At 45.6% G+C, this 12,887-nt stretch carries 15 protein-coding genes; all 15 read left to right on the top strand.

The window, feature by feature from the left end; genetic code table 11:
* A partial coding sequence (locus ABYB02_RS09250) for a flagellar M-ring protein FliF C-terminal domain-containing protein (RefSeq protein ID WP_372762184.1) occupies positions 1 to 810 on the top strand: 810 nt, incomplete at its 5' end.
* A complete protein-coding gene (gene fliG / locus ABYB02_RS09245) occupies positions 803 to 1,840 on the top strand; it encodes a flagellar motor switch protein FliG (protein ID WP_372762183.1) in 1,038 nt (345 codons plus the stop codon). The genes ABYB02_RS09250 and fliG, both read left to right, overlap by 8 nt.
* Before the next feature lie 3 nt (positions 1,841 to 1,843).
* Positions 1,844 to 2,659, top strand: coding sequence for a flagellar assembly protein FliH (fliH, locus tag ABYB02_RS09240; protein ID WP_372762182.1), 816 nt, complete (start codon positions 1,844 to 1,846; stop codon positions 2,657 to 2,659).
* A 19-nt stretch (positions 2,660 to 2,678) separates the two neighbouring features.
* Positions 2,679 to 4,013, top strand: a complete 1,335-nt coding sequence (fliI, locus tag ABYB02_RS09235; RefSeq protein WP_372762181.1) for a flagellar protein export ATPase FliI — start codon at positions 2,679 to 2,681, stop codon at positions 4,011 to 4,013.
* Positions 4,013 to 4,459, top strand: a complete 447-nt coding sequence (gene fliJ / locus ABYB02_RS09230) for a flagellar export protein FliJ (RefSeq protein ID WP_372762180.1) — start codon at positions 4,013 to 4,015, stop codon at positions 4,457 to 4,459. Before fliI ends, fliJ begins: the two co-directional genes overlap by 1 nt.
* Positions 4,460 to 4,545: 86 nt before the next feature.
* A complete protein-coding gene (locus ABYB02_RS09225; RefSeq protein WP_372762179.1) occupies positions 4,546 to 6,018 on the top strand; it encodes a flagellar hook-length control protein FliK in 1,473 nt (490 codons plus the stop codon).
* 57 nt (positions 6,019 to 6,075) lie between these two features.
* Positions 6,076 to 6,603, top strand: coding sequence for a flagellar basal body-associated protein FliL (fliL, locus tag ABYB02_RS09220; protein ID WP_372762178.1), 528 nt, complete (start codon positions 6,076 to 6,078; stop codon positions 6,601 to 6,603).
* Positions 6,604 to 6,612: 9 nt separating this feature from the next.
* Positions 6,613 to 7,704, top strand: a complete 1,092-nt coding sequence (fliM, locus tag ABYB02_RS09215) for a flagellar motor switch protein FliM (protein ID WP_372762177.1) — start codon at positions 6,613 to 6,615, stop codon at positions 7,702 to 7,704.
* A 20-nt stretch (positions 7,705 to 7,724) separates the two neighbouring features.
* The gene (fliN, locus tag ABYB02_RS09210) at positions 7,725 to 8,123 is read left to right on the top strand and encodes a flagellar motor switch protein FliN (protein WP_372762176.1); all 399 of its coding nucleotides are present in this window, start codon (positions 7,725 to 7,727) and stop codon (positions 8,121 to 8,123) included.
* Positions 8,120 to 8,503: a flagellar biosynthetic protein FliO gene (fliO, locus tag ABYB02_RS09205; RefSeq protein ID WP_372762175.1), complete on the top strand. Its 384-nt coding sequence runs from the start codon at positions 8,120 to 8,122 to the stop codon at positions 8,501 to 8,503. Before fliN ends, fliO begins: the two co-directional genes overlap by 4 nt.
* Before the next feature lie 3 nt (positions 8,504 to 8,506).
* Positions 8,507 to 9,247, top strand: coding sequence for a flagellar type III secretion system pore protein FliP (fliP, locus tag ABYB02_RS09200; RefSeq protein WP_372762174.1), 741 nt, complete (start codon positions 8,507 to 8,509; stop codon positions 9,245 to 9,247).
* Between the two features lie 41 nt (positions 9,248 to 9,288).
* Positions 9,289 to 9,558 carry a flagellar biosynthesis protein FliQ gene (fliQ, locus tag ABYB02_RS09195; protein ID WP_372762173.1) on the top strand — a complete coding sequence of 90 codons (270 nt, stop codon included), beginning with the start codon at positions 9,289 to 9,291 and terminating at the stop codon, positions 9,556 to 9,558.
* A 2-nt stretch (positions 9,559 to 9,560) separates the two neighbouring features.
* Entirely contained in the window at positions 9,561 to 10,340 is a 780-nt protein-coding gene (gene fliR, locus ABYB02_RS09190; RefSeq protein WP_372762172.1) for a flagellar biosynthetic protein FliR, read from the top strand.
* Between the two features lie 9 nt (positions 10,341 to 10,349).
* Entirely contained in the window at positions 10,350 to 11,480 is a 1,131-nt protein-coding gene (gene flhB / locus ABYB02_RS09185) for a flagellar biosynthesis protein FlhB (protein WP_372762171.1), read from the top strand.
* Between the two features lie 103 nt (positions 11,481 to 11,583).
* Positions 11,584 to 12,887, top strand: a 1,304-nt coding sequence (locus tag ABYB02_RS09180; RefSeq protein WP_372762170.1) for a flagellar biosynthesis protein FlhA, incomplete at its 3' end; no start/stop codon positions are given.

Below are 12,887 nucleotides of genomic sequence, written 5' to 3'. Positions count from 1 at the left end.
CCCGACCTTCCTGCAGTGCGCAGTGAAACCACCTTTGAAGAAAACAATATTGGTGGTTTAGCTATGGGGATTCCGGGGGCGCTGAGCAATCAACCACCATTAAACGCAACGATTCCTGAAACCACAGGGCAAGGGGCTGCTAATACCACACCGCCAGGTCGGACGCACAAAGAAGCCACACGTAATTATGAGCTCGACACCACCATTTCGCATAAGCGTCAGCAAAGTGGGGTGATCCGCCGTATTAGTGTGTCGGTGGCTGTTGACTACATTCCTAAAGTCAATGAAAACGGCGAAACGGTGATGACACCGCGCTCAGCCGAGGCGTTGTCAAATATTCGTCGCTTATTGCAAGGCGGTGTTGGCTTTGATATGCAACGCGGTGATGCACTCGAAGTGGTAACTGTGCCGTTTGTTCGTGAAGCCGTTGATATGAGTTACGAGCAACCTCTGTGGGAACAAGATTGGTTTATGAAAGTAACGCGTCTAGTATTGGCGGCGTTGGTGATTATTGTCTTGATTGTGGCCGTGGTTAAACCTATGCTGAAACGCTTAATTTACCCAGAAAGTACGCTTGATGATTACGATGAAGATGCATTAAGCTCTGGAGTGGATATTGGCGATAACGGTTTAGATATGCTGAAGAAAGACTTTGATTCTGCAGCGGTGGGTTTCTCCAGTGATGGTACATTGCAACTGCCCGACCTCCATGGTGACGAAGACTTACTTAAAGCGGTACGTGCCCTTGTAGCAAACGAACCAGAACTATCATCACAAGTAGTGAAAGCGTGGTTAACAGAAGATGACTGATCAACAAAAACAACTCCCGCCAGCATTTGATGTTGATAAACTCGACGGGGTCGATAAAGCCGCGATATTACTTTTGAGCTTATCGGAAGAAGATGCAGCGCAAATACTAAAACACTTAGAGCCGAAGCAAGTGCAAAAAGTGGGTATGGCTATGGCGGGGTTAGAAGATTTATCACAAGCCAAAATAAGTGCCGTGCATAATTTGTTTATTGAGCAAATTCAGAGCTTTAGTACGATAGGTTTTCAATCAGAAGACTTTATTAAAAAAGCGCTCACAGCGGCGCTCGGTGAAGACAAAGCGGCCAGCTTAATTGACCAAATTGTGATGGGCTCTGGGGCCAAAGGGTTGGATTCATTAAAATGGATGGACTCTAAGCAGGTGGCTAATATTATTCGTAATGAGCACCCGCAAATACAAACCATTGTTTTATCGTATTTAGAGCCAGAGCAGTCGGCAGAAATCTTGGCGCAATTCCCAGAAAAAGTGCGCTTAGACTTAACCATGCGTATTGCCAACCTTGAAGAAGTACAGCCTGCGGCACTGCAAGAACTTAATGAAATAATGGAAAAACAATTTGCCGGCCAAGCGGGCGCGCAAGCGGCTAAAATGGGTGGCTTAAAAGCCGCTGCCGATATTATGAACTACCTAGATACTAACGTAGAAGGCCAGTTAATGGACTCTATTCGTGAACATGACGAAGAGATGTCGCAACAAATTCAAGACCTGATGTTTGTCTTTGAAAACTTAATGGATGTTGATGATCGCGGTATTCAGGCCATTTTACGTGAAGTACAGCAAGACGTATTAATGAAAGCAATTAAAGGCGCCGATGATGCGTTGAAAAATAAAATACTCGGCAACATGTCAAAACGTGCCTCAGAAATGCTGGCCGATGACTTAGAAGCAATGGCACCGGTACGCATTAGCGAAGTAGAAGCGGCGCAAAAAGAAATTTTATCAACGGCACGCCGTTTATCAGACTCGGGTGAAATACAGCTCGGTGGCGGTGGTGGTGAGGAGTTTTTATAAGCCATGACTAAACCGTCTATGCTAAAAGGGCGCCCACTGCGTGCAGAAGAGGCCGATGAGTTATTAAAAAATTGGCCTATTCCCGATGTGGCTCCCGATGAAAAAAGCTTTGCTAATCGTTCGACCGCATTTGGCACCCCCCTTGCGGAGCTGTATAAAAAAGAATTAGCCGAAGACATGCCCAGTGATGAGCCACAACAGCCAGAGCTCCCTTCGTTAACTATGGCTGAGCTTGAACGTATTAGGCAAGACGCATACGAAGAGGGTCTTAAACAAGGCCATGAGCAAGGTTATATAGATGGCTTTGAAAAAGGTGTTAGTGAAGGCAAAGAAGCTGGCTATAAAGAAGGTCTAGAATTAGGCAAAACACAGGGCCACGAAGACGTAAAGCCCTTAGTGGAGGAACAACTAAGCAGTTTACGCACACTATTAGATAACTTAACCACCCCGCTGAGTAAAGTAGATGAACAGGCAGAAAAGCAATTGGTCCAGCTGGCCGTGATGCTTGCCGAAGCCATTATTTACCAGCAAGTCACCCTGACTCCCGAGGTTATTTTACACACTTTGAAGCACAGCATCGAAGCGCTTAACAGCGAACAAGAAAAGGTCCGCATCCACCTGCACCCCGAAGATTTAGCATTAGTTACAGCGAGCTATGGCGAGCAAACAATCAGCGAGAATCATTGGCAGCTTGTGGCCGAGCCCACTTTTGAGCGGGGCGGCTGTGAAGTAAAAACAGCGCAGTCGTCACTAGACATGACACTGAAAGCTCGCGTCAAAGAAACGTTGGATAGTTTTTTGCATAGCAGTAATATCTAACTATTTTTATTGGCATGTTATGTCTGCGCAAGATACCCCGTTAAGCGAACGCTTATCCCACTATCAACAGCATATTAAAGCGCCCGCCGTGGCTGTCGCGGGGGTGTTAACACGTGTGGTTGGCTTAACCCTAGAGGCCAAAGGCTTACGTGCGCCGGTTGGTAGTCAATGCAAAATAGAGACCATGAACGGCTTTGTCGATGCTGAAATAGTGGGTTTTAATGAGCAAACCTTATACTTGATGCCTAACGATCATATTTCGGGGGTATTACCCGGCGCTCGAGTGATCCCACAATTAAACGACACGGGGTTACCGGTGGGAATGGGCTTACTTGGCCGAGTGGTTGATGGTTTGGGTCGCCCGCTGGATGGTTTAGGTAAAATTAATGCCGAGCACACACTTAAATTTGCCCAAAAGCCAATAAACCCCCTTGCCAGACGCCCTATTAGCCAACCTATGGATGTGGGAGTGCGGGCAATTAATTCGGTGATTACCGTAGGACAAGGGCAACGAATGGGCTTGTTTGCCGGTTCAGGGGTTGGTAAGTCGGTGTTGCTTGGCATGATGACTCGCGGCAGTGAAGCCGATGTGATTGTGGTGGGGTTAGTAGGCGAGCGTGGTCGCGAAGTTAAAGAGTTTATTGAAGAAATACTCGGCGTTGAAGGGCGTAAGCGTTCTGTGGTTGTTGCTGCTCCTGCAGATTCTTCGCCGTTAATGCGCTTAAAAGGCTGTGAAAGTGCGGTGACCATTGCCGAGTATTTTCGCGATCAAGGATTAAACGTACTGTTATTACTCGATTCGGTCACCCGCTATGCCATGGCACAGCGTGAAATTGCCCTTGCTGTGGGTGAACCGCCAGCGACAAAAGGTTACCCGCCGTCGGTGTTTGCTAAGCTACCGGCGCTGGTGGAGCGCGCTGGTAATGGCGGCGAAGGGCAAGGTGCCATCACTGCCTTTTTTACCGTGTTGAGCGAAGGTGATGATATGCAAGACCCAATAGCCGATGCAGCGCGAGCTATTTTAGATGGTCATATAGTGTTGTCGCGGGAGCTTGCCGACAGCGGCCATTACCCAGCCATAGATATAGAAAAATCGATTTCACGTGTGATGCCACAAGTGGTCTCGGAAACACATATGCAACAAGCGCGCGTGCTCAAGCAAGTGTATTCAATGTATCAGCAAAATAAAGATATGATCACTTTAGGCGCATACCAAAAAGGCACCGATCAAATGCTCGACCAAGCAATTAATATGATGCCACGGGTGAATGCTTTTTTACAGCAAGGTATGCGCGATGTGATTAGTTACGACGAGGGCTTACAAGGGCTGGCACAGCTATTAGGGCAAGCATAATGGCGAACAACAAGCTACATTTACTGCTAAAAATTGAAAATGATAAAGAAGAAACGCTGCGCATCAGCTATTTGCAGGCGAATCAACATTTACAAGCCAACCAGCAGAAACTGCAAGGCTTAAATGATTTTAGACTGGAATATACTCAGCAGTTACATATTAAAGGGCAGTCTGGCTTATCCAGTGCTGGGTTTAGTCAGTATCATGCCTTTATAGCCAAGATAGAAGAAGCCACTCGTCAACAAGCGAATACAGTCAATACTGCCAAACAAGTGGTTAGCCAGCGAAAAACGCTGTGGTTACAACAGCAAATAAAAGCTAAGGCAGTGGCTAAGTTAATCGAAAAGCAACAATTAGCCGCCGCTGCATTAGTGGCTAAAAATGAGCAAAAAATGCTTGATGAATTTACTGCTAATCAATTCTTTCAACGCCGTAAAGTTAATTAATATAGGCACGTTAATTGCTTTGATGTTAGCTATATATATTTTTTGGCTGTACGACGGTGACTGGTTGCCGCGTTATAGGGTGATTTATGGCGATGAATGATATTGCAATGTTAACGCTATCTGAGCAAGACGGGTATGCGCATAAAAAAACGTCTGCGACTAAGCATGATGAAGAGTCGGCTGCGGGCTTTGGTACTCAGCTAGACGTTGCCCACCAATCAAGCACAGAAAAGCAGCCCCATGTAAAAGCCGCGGGTTCAACTGAAAAAAACAGCGACGACGCAACAACAGATGAAAACCCGGTATCGGGTGAGGCGATGTTAGCGCAAATAAATGCCGCGCATAGTATTGATGTGTCAGTAAACAGCAGTGACTATAAAGCACTCCCCATTGCAGCCGACTTCAAAAAAATATTTGTTAAACCCGAAGACAAACTTGCCCCCATTGTGATTGCACCTCAAGCCGCGAACTTTGCCGATAGCGAAGGCGCAGCGGCTGGGCTGGCAAACGACACGGCACACAAACAACCACTTGATGCAGCTGTAGCGTCGTTATTAACAAAAGATAACGCCGCAATAAAGTCAGACACGTTACTTAGCAGACTCACTCCCGAGCAACACCAGCAGTTGAATGCCCAGCTCGATGCGATGCATAAACCCTCAAGCAACGACAATCTTGCCAGCTTAAGGCAAATGTTGGCGCAGTTTATTATTGAAAACGAGCAAACAGCCAATCCGCAAGCGGCACTAAAAGCGCAACTGGATGGCTTAACGACCACTGAAAAACAATCGCTGGTCACGCAATTAAACGGCTTTGTTAAAAATGAGCAACCCCAAGGGGAGCGTTTGGCTAATATTAAACACGCGCTCAACGATTTAACCGCGGCATTAGATAGTAAACAGGCTGGCGTGCAAAAAGACGCAATCGCCGCGAATGGCAGCGAGTTATTAACCCCACGCAGCGCTGAGTTATTTTCGCAGCTAACGGGGCTGTCGGGGAGCACGGCGGCAGCAGATACGAGTTTAGCGTATCAACAAGCTAGCTTAGATGCGCAAGCATTGCAGTTAGGAGCGTTACACTCAAGCGGCCAGACTAAAGCAGCCAACCTAGATCCAACTGTGTTACAGGCTTTGAATATAATTAAAAGCGATGCAGCCAAGATGCTGCAAGAGCGTGTTAGTTCAATGCTAAGTATTAATAATAAAATGGCAGAAATACGCCTAGATCCACCTGAAATGGGCAGTATGCAAATCCGTATTCGCAGTGATGCTGAGCAAGCACAAATCAATTTTGTAGTACAAAACCAACAAGCCAAAGAGGCGCTTGAACAGTCTTTGCCACGGTTACGTGAAATGCTAGCGCAGCAAGGAATTGATTTAGGCGAAAGCACGGTTTCGTATGGGGAGCAACAAGGAGGCGAAGCGGAACAAAACCAACCGGGAGCAGCGGGGCAGTTGACGCAAAACGATGACGCCACGGATGAAAATGAGCAGCAAACAGCGGCGCAACAACAAAGTTCTCGACAACAAACGTTATCAACAATAGATTACTATGCTTAACTGCTGCTATTATAACAACTAAAACAAGCAAGTACTTAAGCTTATTAAGGAAATACCATGGCTGAAGAAACCAATTTAGAAATAGAAGAAACCGGTAAAAGTAACAAGAAGCTGATCGTCATTATCATTGCCGCGCTATTGTTTGTTATTGCCGCTGTTGCTGGCTATTTTATCTTTTCGGCTTCCGATGCACCCATAGCTACATTGGATGACGAAGTGGTGGTTTCTGAGCAAACATTTTCATCGGGTTCATCAGCTAAGTTAGGGAGTGCTCTTTATGTTGCTATGCCAAGGCCGTTTGTATTTAACGTACCTGGTTCAAGTCGCGACCGACTCGTACAAATAAAAGTGCAGTTGCTGGTACGTGGCGATGTTAATGAAGAAACCGCCAAAAAACACATACCACTGATTGAAGGTACCTTATTAAGTGTTTTCTCTATGACCACAGCCGACGAGCTAAGCACCAGTGCCGGCAAAGAGAATTTACGCTTTACTGCGCTGGAAAAAGTGCAAGCAGCACTGGTAAGCGTAGAAGGCAGTAAAGTAATTGAGCGGGTGTTATTTACCGGCTTTGTGATGCAATAAGGGGTCAGCGTGAGCGATTTATTATCCCAAGACGAAATTGATGCACTCTTACATGGCGTTGATGATGTTGACGAGGAAGATATACCCGAAGGTGAAGACGGTGGCGAAAGTACCCTACAGTACGATTTTTCGTCGCAAGACAGAATCGTCCGCGGGCGCATGCCCACGCTTGAAATTGTTAATGAGCGCTTCGCTCGCCATATGCGAATTAGCCTATTTAATATGATGCGTCGCACCGCTGAGGTGTCGATTAATGGCGTGCAAATGATTAAATTTGGCGAGTATGTGCATACCTTGTTTGTACCGACCAGCTTAAATATGGTGCGCTTTAGACCGTTAAAAGGCACTGGCCTGATCACCATGGAAGCGCGCTTGGTATTTATTTTGGTGGATAACTTTTTTGGTGGCGATGGCCGCTATCATGCCAAAATAGAAGGGCGCGAGTTTACGCCAACCGAGCGGCGTATCGTACAAATGCTGCTAAAAATAATCTTTGAAGATTATAAAGAAGCGTGGTCGCCGGTTATGGATGTGTCGTTTGAATACCTCGACTCAGAAGTAAACCCTGCAATGGCAAATATAGTTAGCCCCACAGAAGTGGTGGTGATTAGCTCGTTTCATATTGAGCTTGACGGCGGGGGAGGCGACTTTCATATTGCGTTGCCTTACTCTATGCTCGAGCCAATCCGCGAGTTGCTCGATGCCGGTGTACAATCGGACACTGAAGATACCGATTTACGTTGGAGTAAGGCCCTGCGTGATGAAATTATGGATGTTGAGGTTGATTTATCAACTCAGTTACTTGAAGTAGAGCTTTCTTTAAAACAAATAATGGAACTGAAAGCCGGCGATATTATACCGGTAGAAATGCCAGAGCATATTACCGTATTTGTTGAAGAACTGCCGACATTTAGAGCTAAAATGGGCCGTTCGCGGGATAACGTTGCTCTGCAAATTAGTGAAAAAATTAAACGCCCTGATTCAGTTAAATCTGAGCTGCATGTATTTACCAAAGGCGGCAAGAAAATTGACTCAGATGCAGAATTAGCAGAACTAGAAGATGATTTACACCTTTCAGACGGTGTAGATTTAGACTGGTAATTGATAATAAGGTTAAAAGTATGAGCGATGATCAAGACACAATGGACGAATGGGCAGCAGCCTTAGCTGAGGCCGAAGGCAGCGATGATGGTGCGCAACCTAAAGTAACGGAGCTCGATGAGCTAAGTGATAATAAGCAAGAGATCAGCGGCGACGAAAAGCGCAAGCTCGATACTATTTTAGACATTCCGGTCACTATTTCGATGGAAGTGGGCCGCTCTAAAATAAATATTCGTAACTTATTACAATTAAATCAAGGCTCGGTAGTTGAACTGGACCGTGTTGCGGGTGAGCCATTAGATGTATTGGTGAATGGCACGTTAATCGCTCATGGCGAAGTGGTGGTGGTAAACGATAAGTTTGGTATTCGTTTAACCGACGTGATCAGCCAAGTCGAACGGATCAAAAAGTTACGATGAGCGCACTGTTCGCGCTAACGGCATCGGTTTTTAGCACCGCTGACACGGCAACCCCCACAGCAGATATTCTCTCTATGGTGTTGTCGCTGATTATGGTGCTAGTACTGATTATAGTGCTGGCCTTTTTTGTAAAAAAGCTGAACCCTAATTTAGCAAATAGCGATGAATTTAAGGTGATCCGTAGCTTACCTTTGGGCTCTCGTGAGCGTTTAATGGTGGTCGAAATCGATAACGCGCAACACTTATTAGGGGTGACCCCGCATAGCATTAATTATTTGCATAAATTAGAAACGCCTTTGAGTGAAAAAGAATTACCAGAGCTTGCAAAGCGCTTTGGTCAGCTTTTAAATTCACAACACAAGCAAAATAAAAAGAATTAAATTATGATTAAATGGCTGCTGGTTATTTTTGCCGTCTTGTTTATGCCGCACGTTGCAGCAGAAGGGATAGATGCATTAACCATTACCACCAATGCCGATGGCACCCAAGATTACTCGGTAACGCTGCAAGTGTTAGCGATTATGACGGCGCTGAGTTTTATCCCTGCCGCCATTATAATGATGACGTCATTCACCCGTATAATCGTGGTACTGGCTATTTTGCGCCAAGCGATAGGCTTGCAGCAAACGCCTTCTAACCAAATTTTACTGGGTATGTCGTTATTTTTAAGTATTTTTATCATGGCGCCGATTTATCAGCAGATTAACGAACAGGCAATCGAGCCGTATTTAAGCGAAAAAGTAACCTCGACGCAGGCGTTAGAATTAGCTAAAGAGCCAATGAAAGCATTTATGCTGTCGCAAGTACGCATTAAAGATTTAGAAACGTTTGCTAAAATAGCGGGCTACGATCAACTCGACTCCCCCGAAGCCACCCCTTTAATTGTACTTATCCCTGCGTTTGTAACCAGCGAGCTACAAACGGCGTTTATTATTGGCTTTATGTTTTTTATTCCGTTTTTAATCGTCGACTTGGTGGTGGCATCGGTATTAATGGCCATGGGTATGATGATGCTGTCGCCGATGATCGTGTCTTTGCCGTTTAAGATCATGTTATTTGTATTAGTGGATGGCTGGAGCTTGGTAATGGGCACGTTAGCAAAAAGCTTTGGCTTAGGCACATAATGCGCAGTAACGCCAAGCAAATAGCACATTAGGAGCACAGCGTGGAACCAGAAATATTTGTAGATATTTTAAGTAGTGCGTTGTTTTTAGTAATTAAACTGGTTGCTGCCATTGTTGTGCCCGGCTTAATAGTGGGGCTTGTGGTGGCGGTATTTCAGGCCGCTACTTCAATCAACGAACAAACCTTAAGCTTTTTACCCCGCTTACTGATTACCATCAGCGCCCTGATTGTCGGGGGACATTGGTTTACTCAAGAGCTAATGGACTTTTTTACTCGCCTAGTACTGCTCATCCCTGAAATTGCAGGCTAACTATGGAGCTGCCGTTTAGTGTTGTAATACAGTGGTTAAGTGACTTTTTACTGCCCTTAGTACGCATCAGCTCAATGATTATGGTGATGGCCGGTTTAGGCGCGAAAAATGTACCAACGCGAATAAAAATGGGCTTAGCGGTGGTGGTTACCTTTGTGGCTGTGCCCATGCTACCCCCTGCCACATTTACTAACTTATTCTCCTTTGAAATGATTTTAGTGGTGATCCAACAAATGTTGATTGGTATTGCCATTGGTTTTGCCTCAACCCTGTTACTTAATACCTTTGTGCTTGCCGGCCAAATACTGGCGATGCAGACCGGTCTGGGGTTTGCGTCTGTGGTTGACCCGTCCAATGGTTTGAGTGTGCCTGCTGTTGGGCAATTTTATTTGATTTTAGCCACTTTGCTGTTTTTTGTATTTAATGGTCATTTAATGATGATTCAAATGGTGGTGCATAGTTTTACCGTACTGCCGATAGACGGCAACTGGTGGTCGGTGGATCATTACTGGGACATAGTTACCTGGGGTGGCTGGATGTTTAGCACCGCGCTGGTGTTATCGTTAGCACCGCTCACCGCAATGTTGGTAATTAATATGTCGTTTGGCATTATGACGCGCGCCGCACCGCAATTGAATATATTTTCGATTGGTTTTCCGTTTACGCTGGTGGCGGGGCTAATTATTATTTGGGCGACACTGGGTAATTTCGTCTCGCAGTTTGAGTTTCAGTGGTTAAGAATGGTTGAGCTTATGTGTTCATTAGTCGGCTGCTCACCTTAGGGGTTAAGTATGGCTGAAGATTCAGGACAAGAAAAAACCGAACAACCCACCGCCAAAAAAGTGGATGATGCAAAAAAGAAAGGGCAAATCGCGCGCTCAAAAGAGCTGGGCACCATGTTCGTACTGATTTTTTCGGCCATCTCTTTACTGTTGTACGGGCCTGATATAGGCAAAGGTTTATATAACGTGATGGGCAGAATGCTCAGCCTGAACCGCAATGAAACGTACGACACCACGAAAATGTTTTCGGTGTGGGGTGAAGTGGCCGATGCACTGATGTTTCCAATGGCAATGTTTGTATTTATTATTGTGTTGGCGGCGTTTATTGGCAACACCATGTTAGGTGGGTTTAATTTTAGCTGGAAAGCCGCGGCGCCTAAGCTAAGTAAAATGTCGCCTGCCAAAGGGTTTAAACGCATGTTTGGCCCTCAAGCTGCCGTTGAGCTATTAAAGTCGTTGTTAAAATTTGCCTTGGTAGCCAGTGTCGCGGTGTTTTTAATTAATACCTTTTTTGATGAAATACTGCATCTCAGTGTTGAAAGTGCCCCAGGTAATATTATTCATGCCTTAGAAATTTTAGCGTGGATGTTTTTAGGCTTGTCGTGTACGTTAATCGTGATTGCCGCGATAGATGCGCCGTTTCAAAGTTATAACCATAACAAACAACTAAAAATGACGTTGCAAGAGGTTAAAGACGAGTATAAAAACTCGGAAGGTGATCCACAAATTAAAGCGCGGATTAGGCAAACACAGCGGCAAATGTCGCAAAAACGGATGATGCAAGATGTTCCCGACGCCGATGTGATTGTAACCAACCCCACCCACTATTCCGTGGCATTAAAGTATGATACCGAGCGTGCCGGTGCGCCGATTGTCTTGGCCAAAGGGGTGGATGAAATGGCGATGCAAATTCGAAAAATAGCCTTAGGTAATGAGGTCCCCATTGTAGAGTCTCCGATGCTTACGCGAGCGCTTTATCATACCGCGGAAGTGGGCGAACAAATACCCGATCAATTGTTTACCGCCGTCGCGCAAGTGCTGGCCTATGTGTTTCAGCTGAAGCGCTTTAAAAAAGGCCGTGGCAAACGCCCAACCCCACTGAATAAAAAGCTGCCGATCCCCGATGATTACCAATACTAATCCCAATACTATTTACTCTGTTAGCACCAGTTCACAGCAATAACCAACTTGGAATGGTTATTGCAAATCCAGCTCAGTGTCAATTTTTTGAAATTGTAGAGTTATGGGATTTAAAGCGGTATTACAACAACTTAATAAAGATAAAAAAGAGTATGCCAAAGGGGTAGGAACACCATTAATGGTGCTTGCTGCGCTGGGTATGGTTATTTTACCGCTGCCGCCGTTTCTGCTCGATATATTATTTTCGTTTAATATTGCCTTAGCCTTGGTGGTCCTACTGGTTACTGTATACACCATGAAACCCCTTGATTTTGGTATGTTTCCGGCGGTCTTGCTGATTGCCACTATCATGCGTTTAGCGCTTAACGTGGCCAGTACGCGAGTGGTGCTTTTAGAAGGTCATAATGGCGGCGACGCTGCCGGTAAAGTGATAGAAGCGTTTGGCTCGGTGGTGATTGGTGGTAACTACGCGGTGGGTTTAGTGGTGTTTTTAATCTTGATCATCATAAACTTCGTGGTAATTACCAAAGGCGCTGGGCGTATTTCAGAAGTGTCGGCGCGCTTTACCCTTGATGCCATGCCTGGTAAGCAAATGGCAATAGACGCCGACATGAATGCGGGTTTTATTAGTGCCGAGCAAGCACGGGATCGCCGTGAAGAAGTCACTCGCGAGGCCGACTTTTATGGCTCGATGGATGGTGCCAGTAAGTTTGTAAAAGGCGATGCCATTGCTGGCATTGTTATTTTAGTGATTAATATTGTTGGTGGCTTATTTGTGGGCATGATCCAACACGACTTAAGCTTTAGTCACGCGATGGAAGTATATACCTTACTTACCATAGGCGATGGCCTAGTGGCGCAATTGCCGTCATTGCTGTTGTCTATCGGTACGGCAATCGTGGTGACACGTCAAAACGAATCGCACAACATGGGCGATCAGTTCAAACAGCAATTGGGTAACGAAAAATCGTTATTTATTGCCTCCGGTATTTTGATCATTATGGGTTTAGTGCCCGGCATGCCCCATGTGGCGTTTTTAAGCTTAGGCGCGTTGCTGGGGTATTTAGCGTATTACACACAACAAAATAAATTAAAAGTCGCGGCTGCTTTAGCTGAGGAAACGGCCAATGGAGCAGCACCGGGAACTGGCATGGTTAACAAACAAGAGCAAAAAGAGCTGGGCTGGGATGACGTTCAACAAGTTGATGTGATTGGCTTAGAAGTTGGCTATCGACTCATCCCCTTAGTGGATCAATCACAAGGCGGGGAATTACTGAACCGAATTAAGGGCGTGCGTAAAAAACTGTCTCAAGAATTGGGCTTTTTAGTGCCGCCTGTGCATATTCGCGATAATTTAGAGTTAGATCCGAACGCTTACCGCATTACGATGATGGGCGTATCCAGTGG

Source organism: Pseudoalteromonas sp. (assembly GCF_041613455.1).
In the GTDB taxonomy this organism is placed as follows: domain Bacteria; phylum Pseudomonadota; class Gammaproteobacteria; order Enterobacterales; family Alteromonadaceae; genus Pseudoalteromonas.
This window is presented reverse-complemented; position numbering and strand designations above follow the sequence as displayed.

Bases quoted from the DNA above. Each gene is read 5' to 3' on its own strand.
- fliL (WP_372762178.1), top strand. From the start codon at position 6,076: ATGGCTGAAGAAACCAATTTAGAAATAGAAGAAACCGGTAAAAGTAAC.
- ABYB02_RS09225 (WP_372762179.1), top strand. From the start codon at position 4,546: ATGGCGATGAATGATATTGCAATGTTAACGCTATCTGAGCAAGACGGG.
- fliO (WP_372762175.1), top strand. From the start codon at position 8,120: ATGAGCGCACTGTTCGCGCTAACGGCATCGGTTTTTAGCACCGCTGAC.
- fliN (WP_372762176.1), top strand. From the start codon at position 7,725: ATGAGCGATGATCAAGACACAATGGACGAATGGGCAGCAGCCTTAGCT.
- fliJ (WP_372762180.1), top strand. From the start codon at position 4,013: ATGGCGAACAACAAGCTACATTTACTGCTAAAAATTGAAAATGATAAA.
- fliP (WP_372762174.1), top strand. From the start codon at position 8,507: ATGATTAAATGGCTGCTGGTTATTTTTGCCGTCTTGTTTATGCCGCAC.
- flhB (WP_372762171.1), top strand. From the start codon at position 10,350: ATGGCTGAAGATTCAGGACAAGAAAAAACCGAACAACCCACCGCCAAA.
- fliG (WP_372762183.1), top strand. From the start codon at position 803: ATGACTGATCAACAAAAACAACTCCCGCCAGCATTTGATGTTGATAAA.
- fliI (WP_372762181.1), top strand. From the start codon at position 2,679: ATGTCTGCGCAAGATACCCCGTTAAGCGAACGCTTATCCCACTATCAA.
- fliR (WP_372762172.1), top strand. From the start codon at position 9,561: ATGGAGCTGCCGTTTAGTGTTGTAATACAGTGGTTAAGTGACTTTTTA.
- fliH (WP_372762182.1), top strand. From the start codon at position 1,844: ATGACTAAACCGTCTATGCTAAAAGGGCGCCCACTGCGTGCAGAAGAG.